The 21227-nt window shown below is 39.7% G+C and carries 16 protein-coding genes, 1 tRNA gene and 1 pseudogene; 12 read left to right on the top strand and 6 right to left on the bottom strand.

Going from position 1 to position 21227, the window contains the following annotated elements; genetic code table 11:
- Positions 1 to 326: 326 nt before the first annotated feature.
- From P2E05_RS21980 to P2E05_RS18060, 7 genes and pseudogenes are all read left to right on the top strand, one after another.
- Positions 327 to 470 (top strand): annotated as a pseudogene (locus P2E05_RS21980) (WYL domain-containing protein); the annotation flags it as partial.
- Between the two features lie 183 nt (positions 471 to 653).
- Positions 654 to 830, top strand: a complete 177-nt coding sequence (locus P2E05_RS18035) for a hypothetical protein (RefSeq protein WP_230089732.1) — start codon at positions 654 to 656, stop codon at positions 828 to 830.
- Between the two features lie 18 nt (positions 831 to 848).
- Complete coding sequence (locus P2E05_RS18040; protein WP_272657840.1) at positions 849 to 2255, top strand: SMEK domain-containing protein; 1407 nt, start codon at positions 849 to 851, stop codon at positions 2253 to 2255.
- A complete protein-coding gene (locus tag P2E05_RS18045) occupies positions 2245 to 3663 on the top strand; it encodes an argonaute/piwi family protein (RefSeq protein WP_036958753.1) in 1419 nt (472 codons plus the stop codon). The genes P2E05_RS18040 and P2E05_RS18045 overlap by 11 nt, the downstream gene beginning before the upstream one ends.
- 200 nt (positions 3664 to 3863) lie before the next feature.
- On the top strand, positions 3864 to 4673 hold the full coding sequence (locus P2E05_RS18050) for a Hachiman antiphage defense system protein HamA (RefSeq protein WP_210833809.1): 810 nt from the start codon (positions 3864 to 3866) through the stop codon (positions 4671 to 4673).
- The gene (locus P2E05_RS21795) at positions 4663 to 5352 is read left to right on the top strand and encodes a hypothetical protein (protein WP_276122938.1); all 690 of its coding nucleotides are present in this window, start codon (positions 4663 to 4665) and stop codon (positions 5350 to 5352) included. Before P2E05_RS18050 ends, P2E05_RS21795 begins: the two co-directional genes overlap by 11 nt.
- 150 nt (positions 5353 to 5502) lie before the next feature.
- The gene (locus P2E05_RS18060; RefSeq protein WP_276123110.1) at positions 5503 to 7773 is read left to right on the top strand and encodes a DEAD/DEAH box helicase; all 2271 of its coding nucleotides are present in this window, start codon (positions 5503 to 5505) and stop codon (positions 7771 to 7773) included.
- A gap of 549 nt (positions 7774 to 8322) precedes the next feature.
- Here P2E05_RS18060 and P2E05_RS18065 read toward each other — a convergent pair.
- Positions 8323 to 8407, bottom strand: a tRNA-Leu gene (locus P2E05_RS18065).
- 464 nt (positions 8408 to 8871) lie between these two features.
- Between P2E05_RS18065 and ampH the strand changes: the two genes are divergently transcribed.
- The gene (ampH, locus tag P2E05_RS18070) at positions 8872 to 10098 is read left to right on the top strand and encodes a D-alanyl-D-alanine-carboxypeptidase/endopeptidase AmpH (protein ID WP_154624861.1); all 1227 of its coding nucleotides are present in this window, start codon (positions 8872 to 8874) and stop codon (positions 10096 to 10098) included.
- A 1135-nt stretch (positions 10099 to 11233) separates the two neighbouring features.
- On the opposite strand, the gene lptG is transcribed toward ampH, so the two are convergent.
- Both lptG and lptF read right to left on the bottom strand, forming a co-directional pair.
- Entirely contained in the window at positions 11234 to 12310 is a 1077-nt protein-coding gene (gene lptG, locus P2E05_RS18075) for an LPS export ABC transporter permease LptG (protein ID WP_154624860.1), read from the bottom strand.
- Positions 12310 to 13407 carry an LPS export ABC transporter permease LptF gene (gene lptF, locus P2E05_RS18080; RefSeq protein WP_272657842.1) on the bottom strand — a complete coding sequence of 366 codons (1098 nt, stop codon included), beginning with the start codon at positions 13405 to 13407 and terminating at the stop codon, positions 12310 to 12312. Before lptF ends, lptG begins: the two co-directional genes overlap by 1 nt.
- A gap of 278 nt (positions 13408 to 13685) precedes the next feature.
- Between lptF and pepA the strand changes: the two genes are divergently transcribed.
- The 4 genes from pepA to P2E05_RS18100 all read left to right on the top strand — a co-directional run bounded on the left by pepA (position 13686) and on the right by P2E05_RS18100 (position 19603).
- Positions 13686 to 15197, top strand: a complete 1512-nt coding sequence (gene pepA, locus P2E05_RS18085; RefSeq protein ID WP_154624859.1) for a leucyl aminopeptidase — start codon at positions 13686 to 13688, stop codon at positions 15195 to 15197.
- Between the two features lie 243 nt (positions 15198 to 15440).
- Entirely contained in the window at positions 15441 to 15890 is a 450-nt protein-coding gene (locus tag P2E05_RS18090) for a DNA polymerase III subunit chi (RefSeq protein WP_154624858.1), read from the top strand.
- A 13-nt stretch (positions 15891 to 15903) separates the two neighbouring features.
- Positions 15904 to 18798, top strand: coding sequence for a valine--tRNA ligase (locus P2E05_RS18095; RefSeq protein ID WP_272657843.1), 2895 nt, complete (start codon positions 15904 to 15906; stop codon positions 18796 to 18798).
- A 304-nt stretch (positions 18799 to 19102) separates the two neighbouring features.
- Positions 19103 to 19603: a GNAT family N-acetyltransferase gene (locus P2E05_RS18100; RefSeq protein ID WP_004915956.1), complete on the top strand. Its 501-nt coding sequence runs from the start codon at positions 19103 to 19105 to the stop codon at positions 19601 to 19603.
- A 52-nt stretch (positions 19604 to 19655) separates the two neighbouring features.
- On the opposite strand, the gene P2E05_RS18105 is transcribed toward P2E05_RS18100, so the two are convergent.
- The 3 genes from P2E05_RS18105 to P2E05_RS18115 form a co-directional block, all read right to left on the bottom strand.
- On the bottom strand, positions 19656 to 20054 hold the full coding sequence (locus P2E05_RS18105; RefSeq protein ID WP_154624856.1) for a MerR family transcriptional regulator: 399 nt from the start codon (positions 20052 to 20054) through the stop codon (positions 19656 to 19658).
- A gap of 210 nt (positions 20055 to 20264) precedes the next feature.
- Positions 20265 to 20624 (bottom strand): helix-turn-helix domain-containing protein, encoded by a 360-nt coding sequence (locus P2E05_RS18110; protein WP_154624855.1) that lies wholly within the window; start codon positions 20622 to 20624, stop codon positions 20265 to 20267.
- 29 nt (positions 20625 to 20653) lie between these two features.
- A complete protein-coding gene (locus P2E05_RS18115; RefSeq protein WP_163863170.1) occupies positions 20654 to 20947 on the bottom strand; it encodes a DUF1471 domain-containing protein in 294 nt (97 codons plus the stop codon).
- Between the last annotated feature and the right edge of the window lie 280 nt (positions 20948 to 21227).

A 21227-nucleotide genomic window follows, 5' to 3' on the forward strand; every position in this document is an offset into this window, starting at 1 on the left:
ACATATATTGATTTTTGTTTGGAATATTTTGGGCAAATTTCTCGAACGGAATTAACTGAAAAATTTCAAACTGGGCTAGCATCTTGTTCTCGTGACCTAGCTATGTACCGTGAGCTCGCACCTGGAAATGCAGTTTTAACCCATGAGAAAAAAAATATATACGCAGTAATCAGTTTAAACCAATTTTTGTACATGACTCAGAAGCAATACTAACGACATTGGCAAAAGCATCTGATGATGGAATTTTATCTAGAAAACAATCACCCTTAGTGTGCTTTGACACAATAAAACTTACCCACCTTAAACCCTCTATAATTTCAGCCATCATGAGAGTAATTCATTCCCGAAAACCAATAAAATGTCAATATGAATCCATTAGATCAGGTTCAAGTACACGCACTCTATTACCTCATACGATCGTGAATAATGGCCATCGTTGGCACGTAAGAGCTTTTGACCGAAAAACAAAGTGCTTTAGAGATTTTATTTGCTCAAGATTTACATCTATAAAACAGCTAGACTCCAGTATATTAGAACATGAGACTCATTCTAAATATCATGAATGGAACAATATTATTGAACTTCATATTATCCCTAATCCATCTATCAAACACTCAAAAGCTATTGAACTTGATTACAACATGGATAAAGGTATGCTAACTCTGGAAGTCCGCTCTGCTATTGCTGGTTACCTGCTTCGTCAATGGAATGTAGATTGTAGCACTAATGTGGAACTAAATGGGGCTGAGTATCAACTCAGGTTAGAAAATACGAATATTCTGCAAGGGTGTTCGAGCGCTTCTGTTGCACCAGGCTTTAAAGACACGTAGTAAAGGAGATCTGTAACCTTGGAAACAATCACAGTCGAAAATGAGCTAAGAGATGTAATTAGTAGGATCATTTGCCAAGTTAATCTTGCTACTAAGCAAGGTAGGCTAGATGTAAATCTTTCTCTTGAAGATGCATTAATACCTGTATTAAAAGAAGTATTTAATCTCCCTAGATTAGTTAACCTTAATTCAAAACAAAAAAATTTCCCAGGAATAGACTTAGGTGATGAATATGACCGTATAGCTTTTCAAGTTACTTCAACATCTGGAATAGATAAAGTTAAGAAAACCTTAAGTGTATTTCTTGAACATGGATTTGAAAATAATTTCGATGAACTATTTATTCTTATCCTCAGTGAAAAACAAAATTCCTATTCTCAAGAAGCAATCGATAAAATAGTTCAAGGTAGATTCGAATTTAGCACAAAAAACCAAATTATAGACCTATCAGATGTTTTATCTAAAACAACCTCTTTGCGCCTTCCAGCCCAAAAAAGGGTTTTACATGAGTTAAAGTTAATACTTGGTGATATAGATGGCTACCTTCAATACACCGACGTTAAAGCTCCTGAGCAAAAAATAATTACTACAAACCTTGCAAAAATAACATTTCCTGATGAGGTATTTATTTCTGAAGTCAACATTAACTTCGAAGAAGTCCTAGAACGAGCTAGACAGGAGCTAAATTTCAACAAGAGGCGTTATAATAAAAAAACATTGATTAAGTTAGCTATGGTTTTAAATGGTTCCTTATCAAATCGATGGGTTTTTCATGAAGGAAAATTATTTTCATTTGTAAATCCCGAGTTTAACCCCTCATTAAAACAGCTAATTGATGTTAATAACATTGAACCGTTGCAAACAAAAGAACTATTGGAATCCGAATTTGAGGAATATAGAAGTATAGTCAAAGAATTACTAAAAAACACTTTTAGAGATGAGCTTGCTGACTTGAATATAAATTTTAATTCATCAGAAAACTGTTTTTACTTTTTACCTGAACATGAAGAAGACGAATTTAGAAAAATCGAATGGATTGGTAAGAAAAAAGCAACAAGAACAGTGTTTGAAAAAAAGATGAACTCGAAAAATCCAGAAAAAATTCTTTATTTTAAACACATCAGCTTCAGTTTATCATTCATCGATATTGGTTATGATTGGTATTGCTTAATAATTCCTAGCTGGCTATATACCTATAATCGTTATAAAAAATCGTTAGGACATGACAAATTTTTGTCCAAACAAAAACAACTAGAGACATCAGGAACAGTAAGAAACATTACACGATTTATAGCTTTTTTTCTAAGTTCAGAACTTAATAAAAAGAGTTCTTCTTTAGCAATATCACAACTAGAAATACTCGAATGTGAATATCCAGATTTTGAAACAGATGAAGAAATGGAGGATAGTTCTGATGAAAGTTAAGGTACTAGCTGAACCAACTCTTGAATTTGGTAAAGGGACTCATATATGTCCAAGATCTGGAATTGAAAGGCTTGGAGTATATGATAAAAAAGATGAGTTTAGGAAATCAGAGCTACGATTGGGTATTGTTGGGCGAGGTGAAGGTGTAGACAAATTAGATATTTGGTTAGAAAAATGTAGAGCAGGAATACTCCCAAAAGAATCTAATCTTGCAAACTTATTTAAAGGCTTTGGTGGCTTCGCAGACTCTCATGGCTTTCATTCAAAGTTACTTTCTTCACCTGCCTATACAAGATCCATACAAAAATCCAGTTTGAATAAAATTGCATCAATTATAAAAAGAGAGGATAGAGTTAATGCTGCTGTTGAACTGTTTTATGATCAGATTAGGTTTTTAACTGAAAATCGAGCTGTCGATGTAATAGTTTGTGTTATTCCTGATGATTTGTTTGAATCAGTAACAAAAAATACAGGAAAAAGTACTGATGATAACGCTCAACTAGAAGTTTATATGGAACATAATTTTAGAAGGATGATAAAAGCAAAAACAATGCATTTAGGTGTACCTTTACAGCTTGTTATTGAAAATACAATTGACGATTCCAAGGCATCTCGAGGTCAGCAGGATGATGCAACTAAAGCTTGGAACTTCAGCACTGCTTTGTATTATAAAGGAAACCGTACTGTTCCTTGGAGACTAGTTGAGAATACTTATAAACCTAGGTCATGCTATGTAGGTATTGGCTTTTATAAAAGTAGGGATGGTGAAACTATTTCAACAAGTTTGGCACAAGTATTTGATGAATTTGGCCATGGCGTAATTTTACGAGGTAGTCCAGTTGCATTAGATAAAACAGATCGGCGTCCTTATATGTCAAAAGAGCAAGCTTTCGAGTTGTTAAGTAGTGCTTTATCAGAATATGACAAAGCATTAATGCAAATGCCTGCAAGAGTTGTAATTCATAAATCAAGTCAATTTAGAGTTTGTGAAATTGAAGGTTTTAATGAAGCTCTCGATGCAAAATTAATTCGCTCTCGAGATTATGTATCGATTACCGAATCAGATATAAGACTATTTAGTGAAACTAATTACCCACCAAAACGAGGAACTTTGCTATCTATCTCAGAGTCCGAAGGTTTGCTTTACACTAGAGGATTTGTTGATTTCTACAAAACTTACCCCGGTATGTATATTCCTAGTCCACTAAGAGTTATTGCTCATGAAAATGATTCATCGTTAGAAGAACTATGTGAAGAAATACTTGGTTTGACAAAAATGAATTGGAATAACACTCAACTTGATGGCCGACTACCAATTACAATCGAATGTGCAAAGAAAGTTGGTGAAATTATGAAATATGTAGATAAAAATGAGAAACCACAAGTAAGTTATAGCTTTTACATGTAACCTAATTTTGCGATGCTGTTTTTTTTAAATACTTTCATTATCTAAATTACTATCGTAAGAGATAGTGAATTAATTTTAATTACTCATATTGCATATTGCTCTTACTTTACTCAATGTTAAAAGACGTATTATTAGTATACTAGCGACTTAGCTAGAGTGTTTGTTTATATTCTAGAAATACTATCGATTAGGAAATAAAAATGCCGTGGACTAATGAGCATATACAATGGCTCCATGATACTGGAGGTGTGCTGACTTTAGAATGTGGTCGGGAAGCAAAGGTTTTTCGCTTTAATCATGATGTTAATGACCAACGAAAAATGACAGCATGGGCCAAGCATTTTAGAAATCACTATTGTAATGATGCTCAAATCGATCTGCTCAAGGCTCCAGGGCAGACCCGCGCAGATTATCTACTCTCTATGAAATTTCCGAGTGCTACTATTGCACCTGGGCCCAGTATTCGAGCTGGAGATTTCGCAGAAATTCTAGTCGCTGATTACTTAACTTACCTACATAACTACTTCGTTCCTAGAACACGTTATGATCGAAAAGGTGTACCTAACGAATCCACAAAAGGATCTGATGTGCTAGCTTTTAAGCAAGTAGAAAGAGATCCAAATAATGATGAGTTATTAGTGTATGAAGTGAAGGCTAAACTGAGTGCTGGTCCGAAATCAATGCTTCAAGAAGCTATAGATCATTCAGCGAAAGATCACCTGCGCTTAGCTGAGTCACTTCATGGAATAAAGCAACGAATGATCGACCGAAACGATTTAACTGGCATAGGTACAATAAATAGGTTTCAAGATTCAGTTAATCGTCCTTATAAGTTGAAATTCGGAGCAGCAGCCATTTGCTCTGATAGTGCATATGATGCCGCAGTACTTTCTGGTGCTAGCACAACAAACCATCCTTATGCACAAGATCTAGAACTTCTGGCAATTCAAGGAAATGAGCTAATGACTCTTGCTCATACGCTGTTCGAGAGGGCCGCTAATGAGGTTTGAGAATCAATCATCGAAACTACTCTCAATCACTAAAGCAAAAGCTAAAATGTACGAATTTAGCTTAGATGAAGAGCATCATATACACTTGACTGAGTCTCCTAGTAAGTTGTTATTAATGACAATAGGCATATTAGGTGATTTATGTCGTGAAGAACTCTCCTCAGAAAGAAATGTTACTCTTTATGAACAAAGAAGAGGTGAAATTCGAAATGTTGCTAAGTATTTCGATGCTCTTATTGGTTCAAAATTACAAACAGAGTATGACTATTACCTTTGCTTGTTGGGAGCTGCATCATATTACCTTGCAGATATGCTGGGGAGTTCTGCCGTCTTGTCCAACAAACTAGATGAATTGAAAGTTGATTTGACGGAGTCGGGGATAGAAGTGTTATTAGAGTGGTTACTGAAAGACAGATTTCATGAGCCTTTAACACTTGTCAAAGAGACGCCTTTGACTCAGTTAATGTTAGAATTGTCAATATCTATTAAGGCTTACTTTGATATCAATCTGGATACCTCAATTAGCGTGCTAGAGGCTTCGAGAAATATTCGGAAATACTGTCACGCTATAGGGTCTGATAGAGAGCTTTTGTTAGCAGATATCCTTACTTCAGTAATCGCCCGTAAGATAAAAAACTCATCATTGAATCTACTTCCTATCTATACAGGCTTACCTTGAGAGAGATGGCTTCCTATTTTAGCTAAAGCAACCTTTATCAGAGAGTTTTGGCCGGCACAGAGACTACTTGGAGATGCAGACGTTTTTATCGGTAGATCTGCCGTTGTTCAGCTCCCTACTAGTGCAGGCAAAACTAAATCAGCAGAATTAATTATCCGTTCGTCTTTCTTATCAGGAAGGGCTTCTGTTGCGGTAATTATTGCGCCTTTTCGTTCTCTATGTAGAGAAATTAGCTCATCTTTATCAGCTGCGTTTACTGATGAAGATGTTCTGGTTAATCAGCTCAATGATATTCCGCAACTAGATGATTTTGAAAATGAATTATTATCACACTTATTTGAACAAAAGGTGGAGAGTAGTACTACCCCAACCATTATTGTTGCTACACCTGAAAAGCTTGTCTACCTATTACGACATAAACCTGAGTTAGCAGAAGTAATATCTTTGGTCATTTATGACGAAGGACATCAGTTCGATACAGGAAGTAGAGGTGTTACCTATGAGTTACTTCTAACAAGTTTGAAACGAGAGTTGCGTAAAGATACACAGCATGTTTTGATTTCTGCTGTTTTACCAAACGCTCAAACTATAGGCGACTGGTTGTACGCAGGAAATGGAACGGTAGTTAACGGATCTGAATATTTATCTACTGAACGAAGTATTGCATTTGCTAGTTGGAGAATGGGACGTGGTCAGTTCCACTACGTAGACCCCTTTAACATTAATGTCGAAGAATTCTTTGTACCGCGAGTTATGGAATCACTCAAAATCCCCAAGAAGAAAAGCGAAAAAGTACAAAAATTATTTCCGCCAAAGGATGACAAATCACTAGTCGCTGCATACTTAGGACTTAAACTTTCAGAAAATGGGCCAGTTGCAGTTTTCTGTGGGCAAAAAAACTCCGTTATAAAAATTTGTAGAGAAATTATTAAACCATTAGATCGTATCGATCAACTTGAAGCGCCAATAGTGTATAGCGATCAAACTGAAATCAAGAAAATTGCTAGATTGTCTGAGTTACACTTGGGAATCGATGCAGTTGTCACAAAAGCGATAGAGCGTGGAGTTCTTCCTCACAGTGCAAGTATACCTAATGGGCTTAGAATATCAGTTGAACATGCAATGGAGAATGGTCTGGGGCGTTGCGTGATATGCACATCAACCTTAGCACAAGGTGTTAACCTACCGATCAAATATCTTGTTGTATCTGGCGTTTTTCAAGGAGAAAAACTAATATCCACCCGAGACTTTCACAATCTATTAGGGCGAGCAGGTAGGGCAGGAAAACATACAGAAGGAAGTATCATATTTTCTGATACAGAATTATTTGATCTACGCCGCTCAGCTAAACGGTGGCAATGGTCTCAAATGAATAATTTGTTAGACCCATCAAACACTGAAAGTTGTTTAAGTAGTCTTCTGAGTATTATACAGCCGCTATTTGATGAGAATTACTCCATTGATCCTATAGAGTTTCTTAAGTCACCTTATAATTATGAAGAAAGATGTGTTGAATTAGCTAGAAGGGGAGAAAATGTTACAGAGTTACTTAAACAGATGCAACAAAGGATTAAATATTTAGAAAGCCTTGAAAGCTTCTTACTTGCTAATTTAAGTAGTGATGAAATGCTTGATGGCGAAGCTTTAACTGAACTTTATAATGGTACTCTTGCTTTCTGCCTCGCTAATGATGCGGAAAAAGAAAAGCTAGCCCAAGCGTTCAGAGTAGTTGCAGAGAAAGTTAAACAGGTTGAACCAGAAAAACGTACTTATTATGGAAAGGCACTACTAGGTATCCAAAAATTAGACTATCTAGAGCAATGGCTTAGAGAAAATATTATAACTTTAGATGAAGAATCTGATGTATTAGGTGTACTAGAATTTCTGTGGCCTGTTATAGAACATATTGGTATGGATAATAGTTTAGGTAAGTTGATAGGTGAAAATGCAGGACTATCTATTGCCAAACAATGGTGCTCTGGTGTTCCTTATAATGAAATATTATTACAAGCAAATAAAAATGGTTTCAAATATAGAGCTGGTAGTCAGCATCGCAACTTAAAAATCGAAAATATCATTAATATTTGTGACAATAGTCTTGGCTACGAGGCCATGCTTATAGTTGGTGCATGTGCTGATTTATTTGAAAATTTCCTTGAAAATACAGCTATTGCCGAATCTATTAGGAAATTACAGATGTTTTTACGTATAGGGTTAAATGATAGTCTTGCTACAGAGCTATATACGCTCGGACTTGCTGACAGAGTGGTTGCATCAGGCATCTCAGCTAGCCTTACTAGCTCCGGAGCTGAGTTAACAGAATATGGCAAGAAAATGGTACTAACTCATCGCCACATTATCGAGTCAGAATTACGTAAATATCCATCAGTGTTCTTTGATTCACTATATGGTAGAGATTAATATCATGAGTACTGTTGCAAAGTATCTAGTATACGGCAATAAATTGAACTCGAAAGCAAGTAGTTAATACAGTATGCTTTGTCGTCATTTCGCTGTGAGTGCAATTAATGAGGAGTTGACACTGTCAGTAAAAACAATCAGGTTACGTTTGACTTAATACAAGTAATTAGTTATGCCAGCCTATCTATCGGTTAATGCCAAATTTTTTATCCTCTTCTCCCCAAAGCAAGCATAAACACTCAATAATTTAGAACACACTTAAGCAGCAGGCAAAGGTGACTGATAAGCTTAGATAACGAATATGATATGAATAGCTCCCATCAAACTAAAATCATAGATTCTAACGAGAAAATCACAATATTATCATAAGGATAATGACACATTAATCGCCACTCTAAGGGGGATACGACAGCCATGAATTAGAATAGGAATAGGAATAGGAATAGGAATAGGAATAGGAATAGGAATAGGAATAGGAATAGGAACGCTGTGAAAAGAGAATTTGAGACATAAAAAAAGACGCCTTTTAGCGTCTTATTTTCACTTAAGTGGTGCCGAAGGCCGGACTCGAACCGGCACACCCGAAGGCGGTTGATTTTGAATCAACTGCGTCTACCAATTCCGCCACTCCGGCACGAAGTGATGTGTTTCTTGGAAAACGTGGCTATTATACTTGCCTTGTCTCGACTAGCAACATTTATCTTGATTATTCAGTTTGTTCGCTTAAAAAAAAAGCATCTTCAGGGCTACCTTTGCAGATCTGATTAGATTGCATTCTTTCAAACGGAATCTCTATATCCTTTATTGGCTATTTAATGCTTTTTGTTTATTTATCAGCCTATACATATGTTACTTTAGTCAAATATTTGATTTAATTAGTAGCATCCTCAAGCCTGCTGGCGACTTTATATAAATTTTGTTAGCGTATGCACATTATTGAATTATTAAAGGTATTTACACATGGGTTTTCTAGGTTGGATAGCGACGGGGCTCGTCATTGGCATCTTGATCGGTGCTTTGATTAAGGTCTTCTCAAAGAAAAAATAACCTTGGTCTGTTCGACCATTTGCAAAATTACATATCGACTGGCTCCTAAACATGAAGAAATCATTTCTAAAAATTCTGTCAGTGTCCGCATTGTCGCTCGTTTTAGCAGCATGTTCTAGCACGACAGAAAAGCAACCAAAGTTTTTACAGGGCAATAATGATGCCGAGTCTAGCGACTGGAAAGTATTTGAAGGTGATAGAAGAACCTATGAACGTGTCGCTAAAATTGTCGATCTGTATGCGAATCGTATTTTTAACGAAAGTGATGCCCGCGGGATGGCTATCATTGTCATTGATAATAACCAAACATTATCACGCTATTATGGTGAGACCGCTCCAGGTAATGGCAAAAAGCCAGGACCTCACTCGCTCGTTCGTATTGCATCGATTACAAAACTCATGACCAGTGAAATTTTGATTAAGCTTGAGCAAGACAAAAAGTTACTCATCACTGATCCGCTCCAGCAATATAGCTATCACGGGGTTTCTGTTCCTGATAACAATAGTGGGCAACCTATCCGTCTGTATCATCTTGCGAGCCACACCAGTGGGTTACCGAGAGAGCAACCGGGTGGTAAATGGGGAAGGCCTGTCTTTATTTGGCCAACCCAAGACAATCGTTGGACTTGGCTAAAAAATGGTAAGCTTGATGCGACACCAGGCACTGAAGCCTCTTATTCAAACCTTGCCTATGACCTTCTTGCTGATGCAATGGTTAAAGCATCTGGCCAATCCTACCCTAACCTATTTAGCCGTTATGTGACGTCTCCTGCCAAAATGACGGAAACCACCTATACCCCCAATGCCTCGCAGTGTGCAAGGTTGATGGAGGGAACAAAACCCAGCCCATGCCACAATACCTTAGCCGCAGCAGGGAGTGGCGGAGTCTATTCAACGCCCGCCGATATGCAAAAATGGATGCAGCAATTTTTATCGACGGATAAAAACCTAAGAAAAGCCACAGCAGCACGCGAGCAAGGTATTTATTTTCCAAGAGGTAAGCTGCTTGATGTTAAAGGCATGGATGTTGCGGGCCATGCAGATGGACTCGGACTGGGGTGGGTATATATGAAACCACAAAATGGTAGACCCGGTATTTACCAGAAAACAGGCGGTGGCGGTGGTTTTAATAGCTATATGGCGATGATCCCACAACAAAACATCGGTGTTTTTGTGGTGATGACGCGTAAAGATAGCAGTAAATTTAGCAAATTAACGATCGGTGTGAATGAGATGGTCGCTGCATTATCAGCTAACCATGCTTATGGGAGACATTGAAAGCGTACCGCCGACGCAATGAATGCACTGGCGAGTTACACCCCAACCCTAAAACACTATTTTGTTCAGCTTGTGGCTCTTAAATTAGCAATAGGTTGATAAATAAAACTTTGTTCACTGTTACCGAACAGTTTTGCTCGGTAACAGTATTTGAAATACCACAAAAATAGACAAACAAAGTCTCGCTTTTATTCCCTTTTCACGTTGACGATGACAACCGATAAAAGGCTATTACACCAAGTGGTCACCTCCACCACAGTACGAACCTTTTTTGCATCATATTAATAGCTTATTAATGCTCTTCTTAGCGTATAACAACCCATCATTGCTTTTTGCAAGTCTCCCCCACTCCCACAATGCTAATGGCATAAATCATTCAAGAGGGGAATCCTATGCCATCAATTATCATTAAAACACATGATTAAACAGGGTTACTGCAAATACGAGTGAGCACTTTGCCAAAATGACGAATACCAATTGCCATAGCACCGAAGAACGGATGACTCTCCAACGTGCAAGTAATGGCAAATCACTTAACACTTTCTAGAATGGGTCTTTATGACGTGATTCTCGAGAAGCTTATGGAATCCGCTATTGGCAATCCCGCTATTTTCTCTCCCCCAAGAAAATAAAGTACATGCCAAAATAAGTGAGCTAAGTAACGGGTTTATCGCTAACTTAATAAAATACCACCTCTAAAAAATGGCTTTAAATTGCGACCCCGATCAAGAGCTATATACTTTATTCACCCTCTAGCAATTCCATTTGTTAGTCGAGCTCTGGGGCAACGGTATTTTGAGGCCTTACATAACGCCTGATGAGGGTTTCATCACACCCTCCGAGTCACACTAGATGATATTTGTAACGCCGCTAGACATGTCATGAACCTGTATATCCTCTTTATGTGTGGTGAGTAAGAGAATGTTTTTTAACATAAACGGCTTTCCGGCTACAATTTCACACGCTCCGTTACCACCTTCAGGTGTTTTAAGGCTGACAATAAAAATGAGAATTTTTATGGCTCATCTCACTATCCCTGACGTTTTCAAACACTGAGCCGTTTAATACCCATAAATAAGCCACCGTATAACGCTATACGATGGCTTATTAACGTTTTATCGATTTTGAAATGGAGCTACTTACGTTTCACCAGCAGGACAATACTGATCCCGAGGAATAGGACGCTAGGTAGTAGCGCTGCAATGATCGGTGGCACGGAATAAACCAAACTCCAGTTCCCAAATCCTTGGTTAAGGATATAGAACAAGAAACCGCCGACAATCCCAGAAACAACCCGAACGCCCATTGGTACAGTCCGTAATGGACCAAAAATAAATGAAACTGCCATTAACATCATCACAGCGGCAGATAACGGCGCCAATATTTTCTTCCACATACTTAATTCATAGACTGCCGCGACTTGCCCACTTTCTTTTAAGTAGGCGATATATTGATAAAGCCCTCGAATAGAAAGTGAATCCGCGCTAAGTGACACTATACCGAGTTTTTCAGGCGTAAGATTCGTTTTCCAATCGTATGTTAAACGCTGAGAACCTGTGATTTTTTTCTCATTATTTAAAATAGATTCATCGACCTGAGACAGTGACCACTGTTGGTTATCCTTGTCATACGTTCCGCTTGAAGCAAACATCACTGAGGTCAGCTTATGTTGTTCATCAAAGCGATAAATGGAGACTTCTTGAATCGATGTCGTATCAGTGACCCGCTGGATATGAATAAAATCACGCCCATCTTTTGCCCACATACCTTCATCGGTAACCACTAATGAGTTACCCACAATCTTTTCGGCACGATAGTTTCGCGCCCATTGGTCGCCCGCTGGAGCAATCCACTCACCAATTAACATTGCCACAATAACCAGTGGAATCGCGGTTTTCATCACTGAGAGCGCGATTTGCAAACGTGTAAAACCCGACGCCTGCATGACGACTAATTCACTGCGTGAAGCTAATGCACCTAATCCTAATAGTGCACCGAGCAATGCCGCCATCGGGAAAAAAATATCAATATCTTTTGGGATGGTCAGTAACGTGAATACCCCCGCACCTAACGTGGTATATTCACCATCCCCGACTTTACGCAACTGCTCAACGAACTTGATAATCCCAGAAAGGGAAACCAGCATGAACAAGGTCATTAAAATAGAGTTCAGGATGGTTCGACCTATATACCTGTCTAAAACACCAAACATCAAGCAACCCCTCTATTAAATTTGACCCACAAGCGGCGCATTGGCACGGTATTCCAAATATTTAAGATAATTGCTAAGGCCAGATAACCTAAGTTAACAGCCCACATGGCATATTTCGGGTCAACATCGCCTTTTTCTGCACTATTACGTAATGTACTTTGTAATAGGAAGAAAATCAGATAGAGCAACATGGCAGGTAGCATGCTTAATACTCGACCTTGACGAGGGTTAACTTCACTCAATGGCACAACCATTAATGCCATCACGACGACAGAGAAAACGATCGTCAAACGCCAATGGAATTCGGCATTAGAATCGGGATCGTTCGCCTTCCAGAGTTCAAGCATATTTTTTTGCTCAACTCTATCATTACGGGTATCGCTCGTTTTATGGTCGATAACCGCCTGATAATTTTTAAAATCCGTAATACGGAAGTCACGTAACAATGCGGTTCCTTCATAACGAGTACCTTCGTCAAGCACTACGGTTTGACGCCCGTCCGCATCTTCTTTCATATGACCACTATCCGCCACGACCACCGATGGACGTTGTTCATTAGTTGCGCGCAATTGCGCTAAGAAGACGTTTTTAAAATCGTTACCTTTGACTTCGCCGATATAAAGTACGATGTTACGGTCTTTGGTGGTTTTAAATTGCCCTTCAACCATCGCAGCCAATCCTGGGTTCGCCTTCGCGTCGGCGAGCACCCGTTCTTGATATTGCGAGGACCAAGGCAGCATCCACGTAATATTGCCTATCGCGATCAATGCGGTAAGTGTTGCCAGCACCAGAGCGGCTTTGACCAGAACACTTTTCCCTAATCCGCAAGCATGCATCACCGTGATCTCACTTTCGGTATACAATTTGCTATACGTCATCAATAGCCCAAGAAATAGGCTCAAAGGGAGGATCAATTGTGCCATTTCAGGCACCCCTAATCCCAGTAACGGTAACACTAAGTCTGAAGGAATATTTCCCTGAACAGCAGCCCCGAGTATATCGATGGACTTCTGACTAAAAAAAATCAACATTAGCACAAAAAGGATAGCTAACTGACTTTTCAGGGTCTCCCGTACCAAATATCTAATAATGATCACGCTTATACGCCTGTGAAAACTTGTCTTTTGGGTGGAAAATGGCTAAGTTCGTTCAATATCTACCATTTGTTAACATATACTCTGGCTCATTGTATGGCTAGAATGATATAAAAGCATTCTCTATACTGATTACCCAATCAGAACATGCTTAATATTATTGAAAAACCAGATATCTGCTCAGTTTAACATAAAGAGTTCATTCTCTATGAGGTAGATTATGCGGTAACGCTAATTTTAGCGGGAGCATGGGCCTTTGTCTTTAAGATTCAGGAGAACGCATGGAGTTTAGTGTAAAAAGTGGCAGCCCGGAAAAACAACGTAGCGCATGTATCGTTGTCGGAGTCTTCGAACCACGCCGTCTGTCCCCTATAGCTGAACAGCTGGACAAAATAAGCGACGGATATATCAGCGCCCTGCTGCGCCGCGGGGAACTTGAAGGTAAAGTAGGGCAATCCCTACTACTCCATCATGTGCCAAATATCCTGTCTGAACGTATTCTACTCATTGGCTGCGGTAAAGAGCGTGAGCTAGATGAACGTCAATTCAAACAAATCATTCAGAAAACAATCAGCACCCTGAATGAAACAGGCTCAATGGAAGCGGTTTGTTTCTTAACTGAATTACATGTTAAAGGCCGTAATAATTACTGGAAAGTACGTCAAGCCGTTGAAACGGCTAAAGAATCTCTTTACGTCTTTGATCAGTTAAAGAGTAATAAAACTGAGCATCGCCGTCCACTGCGTAAATTGGTTTTCAATGTACCAACACGTCGTGAATTAACCAGTGGTGAACGTGCTATCTCTCATGGGCTAGCAATTGCATCAGGCGTTAAGGCAGCAAAAGACCTCAGCAATATGCCACCCAATATCTGTAATGCAGCTTATTTAGCCTCCCAAGCTCGTCAGCTGGCAGACATTTCTGAAAATAGGCTCACCACGCGTGTCATCGGTGAAGAGCAAATGAAAGAGTTAGGCATGAATGCCTATCTGGCTGTTGGTCAAGGCTCACAAAATGAGTCACTCATGTCTATCATGGAGTACAAAGGGAATCCGGATCCTGAAGCGAGACCTATTGTCCTCGTCGGTAAGGGTCTCACATTTGACTCTGGCGGTATTTCTATCAAACCTGCCGATAGTATGGATGAGATGAAATATGACATGTGCGGTGCTGCAACTGTTTATGGTGTAATGCGTTTTATCACTGAATTACAGTTACCAATCAATGTCATTGGGGTACTTGCTGGCTGTGAAAACATGCCGGGTGGCCGAGCTTATCGCCCTGGCGATATTCTTACCACGATGTCAGGGCAAACAGTGGAAGTACTGAATACCGATGCTGAAGGGCGTTTAGTACTGTGTGATACGCTGACTTATGTCGAGCGTTTCGAGCCTGATTTGGTTATCGACGTCGCAACACTGACCGGTGCTTGTGTCATCGCATTAGGTAGCCACTATACCGGTTTGATGTCTAACCATAACCCTCTGGCTCACGAGTTGCTCAATGCTTCTGAACAAGCAGGTGACCGTGCATGGCGTTTACCATTAGCCGATGATTATTATGAGCAAATCAGCTCCAATTTTGCTGATTTAGCGAATACTGGTGGTCGACCAGCGGGTGCGATTACCGCAGGTTGCTTCTTGGCTCGCTTTGCCACTAAATATAATTGGGCGCATTTAGACATCGCAGGTACCGCATGGCGTTCAGGTAAAGCGAAAGGGGCAACCGGTCGCCCTGTATCAATGCTGTCACAGTTTTTACTGAACCGCGCTGGCCTAAATGGTGACGAGTAATACTCTATAATGCGTCAAGTGACAGCCAACCATGCTGTCACTTGACGTTTAGGGTCTATACGCTAAATATTTCAAGGGGAACGGGTTGCTAATCAATGCCACCCATAACGTTGCCACTGGAAGTATGATGAGTATATAGCACTATGGTGTGCTATACGTTAAAATAGCACCCAACTTCATTTCAGGGTATTGCCTGTCGCAATACCCTTTTTGCATAAATATTTCTATTCCATAAAGAAAGAGATGAAAAACGCCACCTTTTATTTGCTTGAAAAACCATCACCACAAGTTGAGCTTGAGGCCCATGAATGGCTTGCTTGCGAGCTTGCGGCGCAAATGTGGCGTAATAGCAAACGAGTTTTAATCGCGTGTGAAAGTGCCGAACAAGCCGAAAAATTGGATGAAGCTCTGTGGCAAAGGGATCCTCATCAGTTTGTTCCTCATAATCTTGCAGGTGAAGGCCCCCGTTATGGCGCGCCCATTGAAATTTGCTGGCCAGGAAAACGAGGTAATGCTCAACGCGATGTACTGATCAATCTTCAAACTCAGTTTGCAGACTTTGCCACCGCATTCCATGAAGTGATAGACTTTGTGCCTATTGATGAAACTTTAAAACAGTTGGCGCGTGAACGGTATAAGGTTTACCGTAGCGTCGGCTTCAATTTGACTATGGCGACGCCGCCAACTAACTGAATACGATATAAAAATGGATAAAAAACCAGATAATGCGATTGCTGAGCCTTCGCTAGATAAAACTTATAATCCTGCTGAAATTGAGCAATCACGTTATGCTCATTGGGAAAAAAGCGGCTATTTCAAACCAAATGGTGATACCAGTAAAGACAGTTTCTGTGTCGTTATCCCGCCACCAAACGTGACGGGTAGCCTACATATGGGGCATGCTTTCCAGCAAACTATCATGGATACCATGATCCGTTACCAGCGTATGCAAGGTAAAAATACGCTATGGCAAACGGGCACTGACCATGCTGGTATCGCGACTCAGATGGTTGTTGAGCGTAAAATCGCGGCTGAAGAGAATAAAACTCGTCATGATTATGGCCGTGATGCATTTATCGACAAAATTTGGCAGTGGAAAGCAGAGTCTGGCGGCACAATTTCACAACAGATGCGTCGTTTAGGTGACTCTGTTGATTGGGAACGTGAACGTTTTACTATGGATGAAGGCTTATCGAAAGCTGTTAAAGAAGCGTTCGTTCGTCTCTATAAAGATAACTTGATCTATCGTGGTAAACGCCTAGTTAACTGGGATCCAAAACTGCATACCGCTATTTCTGATCTCGAAGTGGAAAACCGTGAAATAAAAGGTTCCATGTGGCATCTGCGCTATCCACTCGCTGACGGCGTAAAAACAGTTGAAGGGAAAGATTACCTCGTTGTTGCTACAACACGTCCGGAAACGATGCTTGGGGATACAGGGGTTGCTGTTAACCCAGAAGATCCACGTTATAAGGATTTAATCGGTAAAGAAATTATTCTTCCGATAGTTAACCGCCGTATTCCAATCGTTGGTGATGAACATGCCGATATGGAAAAAGGCACGGGGTGCGTAAAAATCACACCAGCTCATGATTTCAATGACTATGAAGTGGGCAAACGTCATCAATTGATCATGATTAACATGATGGATTTAGATGGTAACGTGCGCCACGAAGCTGAAGTTTTCGATACTCATGGCAATCCTTCCACTGCGTATAGTAGCGAACTTCCTGAAGCATACCGTGGCATGGAACGTTTTGCGGCCCGTAAAGCCCTTGTCGCGGAATTTGAACAGCTCGGTTTACTGGTTGAAGTTAAGCCTCACGACTTGACGGTACCTTATGGTGACCGTGGTGGTGTCGTTATCGAACCCATGCTAACTGACCAATGGTATGTTCGCACTAAACCTCTCGCTGAAAATGCGATCAAAGCCGTTGAAGATGGTCGCATTCAATTCGTACCACGCCAATATGAAAACATGTACTACTCTTGGATGCGTGATATCCAAGACTGGTGTATTTCTCGCCAACTCTGGTGGGGACATCGTATTCCTGCATGGTATGACGATAAAGGCAATGTTTACGTTGGTCGTGATGAAGATGAAGTTCGTCGTGAAAACAACCTTGGTGCAGACGTTGCCTTACGTCAAGACGACGACGTTCTCGATACTTGGTTCTCTTCTGGTCTGTGGACTTTCTCAACATTAGGCTGGCCTGAAAATACTGAAGCTTTAAAAACGTTCCACCCAACAGATGTGTTGGTAAGTGGTTTCGATATTATCTTCTTCTGGATTGCCCGCATGATCATGTTGACCATGCATTTCATCAAAGACGAAAACGGCGTCCCTCAAGTACCGTTCAAAACGGTTTATATGACAGGCCTCATCCGCGATGAAGAAGGACAAAAAATGTCTAAATCCAAAGGGAACGTTATCGACCCATTGGATATGATCGACGGTATTTCGCTCGAAGACCTATTGGAAAAACGTACTGGCAACATGATGCAGCCACAGCTGGCTGAAAAAATTGCTAAGCGTACGCGTAAAGAGTATCCAAACGGTATCGAGGCACATGGTACAGATGCATTACGTTTCACCTTAGCGGCTCTTGCTTCTACGGGACGCGATATCAACTGGGATATGAAACGTCTGTCTGGCTATCGTAACTTCTGTAATAAATTGTGGAATGCGAGCCGTTTCGTACTCATGAACACAGAAAACCAAGACTGTGGTCAGAATGGCGGTGAAATGAGCTTCTCTCTGGCAGATCGCTGGATCATGGCTCAATTCAACCAAACAATTAAAGCATATCGTGAAGCGCTAGATACGCATCGTTATGATATCGCGGCAGGTATTCTGTACGACTTCACTTGGAACGAATTCTGTGACTGGTATTTAGAGCTTTCTAAACCAGCGGTTCATAAAGGCAACGAAGCACAGGCCCGTGCAGCACGCTTCACATTAATTGAAGTACTGGAAGCATTACTGCGTCTAGCTCATCCAATTATTCCATTTATCACAGAAACCATCTGGCAACGTGTAAAAGTGGTAAAAGGCATTGATGCTGATACCATCATGCTACAACCCTTCCCAGAATTTAATGCCGAGAAGGTCGATGAGCTGGCATTAAGTGACTTGGAGTGGATCAAAGAAGCTATCATTGCGGTACGTAATATTCGTGCAGAAATGAATATCTCGCCGGGTAAACCTCTGGATGTCTTATTGCGTAGTGCATCGCAGGATGCCAAACGTCGCGTTGCTGAAAATGAAAACTTTATTAAGTCCATGGCTCGCCTCGCCAGTATCACCGTCTTGGCTGATAGTGAAGAAGCCCCCGTTTCTGTAACTAAGCTAGTGAGTGGTACCGAACTGTTGATCCCTATGGCTGGCTTAATCGACAAAGATGCTGAGCTAGCCCGTTTGGACAAAGAGCTAGAGAAAGTCATCAAAGAAATTGACTCAATTGAAAGCAAACTGGCAAATGAAGGTTTTGTTAGCCGTGCGCCAGCAGCTGTCGTTGAAAAAGAACGTGAGCGTTTAGCCGCGAATATTGAAGCGAAAGGTAAGTTAGAAGCACAGAAAGTGACTATCGCATCACTGTAATTTTGCCTTGTGCAACCTAGCCTAAGCCCTTATTGGTTAGCCAATAAGGGCTTTTCTTTTTTTACAGCTCGGCATAATTAGAGGCAGGCCACCAGCGATAGCGGAGTCAACCTTCCGTAAACAGATCATGCGAATAACTACGTATAAGCATAAATTAATACACCATAGGAATGTATTACAGATCTATACCCATCGTAATTAATCGATTATCATTAGCTGGCTGCGTTCGCAGATCTCAGATTGAAGTTCCCTTCTGGTTCTCTCTCACTGAGTAGTACAAAACAATAAATAAAGAGAGTCTCTCATGACAACAAATACAACAACCCACACGATCCGTTTAATTGAACAAAAAGATAATGCAGGTATTGCTGCCGTTATTCGTGAAGTTTCAGCAGAGCATGGTTTAACCGCCGATAAAGGCTTTGCAGTTGCGGATCCTATTTTAGATACACTGTATGAAGTTTATAGCAAACCCCGCAGTGCATACTGGGTGGTTGAGATGGACGGTAAAATTGTCGGTGGTGGTGGTATATCACAACTGGCCGGTGGTGATAATGAAACTGCCGAACTACAAAAAATGTACCTATCCTCTGTACTAAGAGGCAAGGGAGTGGCAAAGCAGATTGTATTAATGTCATTAGAGTTTGCTAAAGCACAAGGCTATACACGCTGTTATCTTGAAACAACAGCAGACTTACAAGCCGCTATTAAACTGTATGAGAAATTAGGCTTTGAGTTTATTGATGAGCCACTTGGAAATACAGGCCACAGCGATTGTGAAATTCGGATGTTAAAAGCGTTGTAATCGCCGTCTCTATAAGGATAGCCAAATACGCTATCCTTATTTGTCTTATCGCTTAACGCTTTTTCGATAATAAGTTTTTTATTATTCCACATTTATGCCGAGAATCTATTTCATCACTGTGATCTTGTAAAATAACCAGCTCTCGCTCTAAATGAGTGAGTTTCTCAATATTCTTTCGAACATTCAGTAAATGAGTATTGATCACGGCTTCAACTAATTGGCAATCATCACTATTATTATCAACCAAATCTAATAATGTTTTTATTTCACGATGAGACATATTAAGACTACGGCAATTCTTTATAAACCTGAGTCGTTGAATATGCTTTTCACTATAGCTTCGATAGTTATTGTCATTTCTATTAGGAGGAATAATCAATCCCTCTTTTTCATAGAAACGAATCGTCTCTCTTGGAATATTAAATAGTTTTGATACTTCACCTATTTTCATTATTTACCACCTAAAAACAGATACAGATCATTTTAAGTTTTTTTCATGTTAATCCTTACCACCATTGCAAGGTCAAGAAAAAAACAATTTTATTTATTTTGTTTATTCAATACCTTATTAGATGTGAGTTTTCATTTTCTGTTGCGACTGTTTTAGGTATAGAATTTGCCCATAAGCGTATTCTATACCTACGTTTATAAAAGATATTGATTAATAAGATGTATGATATCTTAGCATCGTTTCTTTCCTATATTTGCCAGGCGTCACTTTTAGCTTTCGTTTAAAGGCTCTTGTTAGCCCTTGTTGACCATCAAAGCCATACCTGAAAGCGATATCAATAATCTTATCGTTGGTTTCTTTCAAATCCGTGGAGACTCTTAGTAACCTCCTGATTAACAGATACTGTCCTAAACTTACACCAACCGTATTTTTAAAAACACGTTGAAAATACCACTTTGAATAGCCTGCACGGTTAGAGATTTCTTCTATTTGTAATGGCTTATCCACATTCATATCGATCCACAAAAGAATATCTTGTATTACATTTTCTCTAATGGTGTGATGGCTCATTACTCACCTCCTGACTAAAACAAATAGCGTTATTGATAAAATGTCACATGACCTCTAAGTTGATTTTCGCCACTTGCTCCAATAATTTTATAGTGACTTGCTCCTCGTTTTTTAGCCATCTCCTGTGCCTGTTTTTCGATTGATGACAAACTCGCATCACCAATAAAAGTCATTGAAAACAAAATTTTTTTATCAGGTTCTTCTGAAGCGTTGGTTTCCGTGATGTGAGGTAATACAGGTTGAGTATTCGACGTATCACTTGATGCTAAGCTTTGATAACTTAATAAACTTAAAGCCAATAAAAATGTTATTTTCTTCATCATTAATCCTTATTTCTCTATGTATTTAAATTAATGACAATCATTAAAAACCTTAAAGTAGATACAAGGTCAATAGTTTATTTTAACTTTACATAGCAGACTTTTCTTTAATCATTAAAACCCAATATCAGCATTGATTTAATTAACAATAAATTCATCTTTATCACTAAATCAACCTTTATCGTATTTAAAAGTTGACCTTACAACTACTGTAACCTTTACCCTGCCAAAACATTTTTTATTTAACGTTAAAGCTAACAACGAGATCAATAATTAGGTAAGG

Source organism: Providencia stuartii (genome assembly GCF_029277985.1).
GTDB lineage: Bacteria > Pseudomonadota > Gammaproteobacteria > Enterobacterales > Enterobacteriaceae > Providencia > Providencia zhejiangensis.

Excerpts from the sequence above, each read along its gene's own strand:
- P2E05_RS18045 (WP_036958753.1), top strand. The coding sequence starts at position 2,245 with ATGAAAGTTAAGGTACTAGCTGAACCAACTCTTGAATTTGGTAAAGGG.
- P2E05_RS18105 (WP_154624856.1), bottom strand. The coding sequence starts at position 20,054 with ATGAAAATAGGTGAAGTATCAAAACTATTTAATATTCCAAGAGAGACG.
- P2E05_RS18035 (WP_230089732.1), top strand. The coding sequence starts at position 654 with ATGCTAACTCTGGAAGTCCGCTCTGCTATTGCTGGTTACCTGCTTCGT.
- P2E05_RS18050 (WP_210833809.1), top strand. The coding sequence starts at position 3,864 with ATGCCGTGGACTAATGAGCATATACAATGGCTCCATGATACTGGAGGT.
- P2E05_RS21795 (WP_276122938.1), top strand. The coding sequence starts at position 4,663 with ATGAGGTTTGAGAATCAATCATCGAAACTACTCTCAATCACTAAAGCA.
- ampH (WP_154624861.1), top strand. The coding sequence starts at position 8,872 with ATGAAGAAATCATTTCTAAAAATTCTGTCAGTGTCCGCATTGTCGCTC.
- P2E05_RS18115 (WP_163863170.1), bottom strand. The coding sequence starts at position 20,947 with ATGATGAAGAAAATAACATTTTTATTGGCTTTAAGTTTATTAAGTTAT.
- P2E05_RS18090 (WP_154624858.1), top strand. The coding sequence starts at position 15,441 with ATGAAAAACGCCACCTTTTATTTGCTTGAAAAACCATCACCACAAGTT.
- P2E05_RS18110 (WP_154624855.1), bottom strand. The coding sequence starts at position 20,624 with ATGAGCCATCACACCATTAGAGAAAATGTAATACAAGATATTCTTTTG.
- pepA (WP_154624859.1), top strand. The coding sequence starts at position 13,686 with ATGGAGTTTAGTGTAAAAAGTGGCAGCCCGGAAAAACAACGTAGCGCA.
- lptG (WP_154624860.1), bottom strand. The coding sequence starts at position 12,310 with ATGTTTGGTGTTTTAGACAGGTATATAGGTCGAACCATCCTGAACTCT.
- P2E05_RS18095 (WP_272657843.1), top strand. The coding sequence starts at position 15,904 with ATGGATAAAAAACCAGATAATGCGATTGCTGAGCCTTCGCTAGATAAA.
- P2E05_RS18100 (WP_004915956.1), top strand. The coding sequence starts at position 19,103 with ATGACAACAAATACAACAACCCACACGATCCGTTTAATTGAACAAAAA.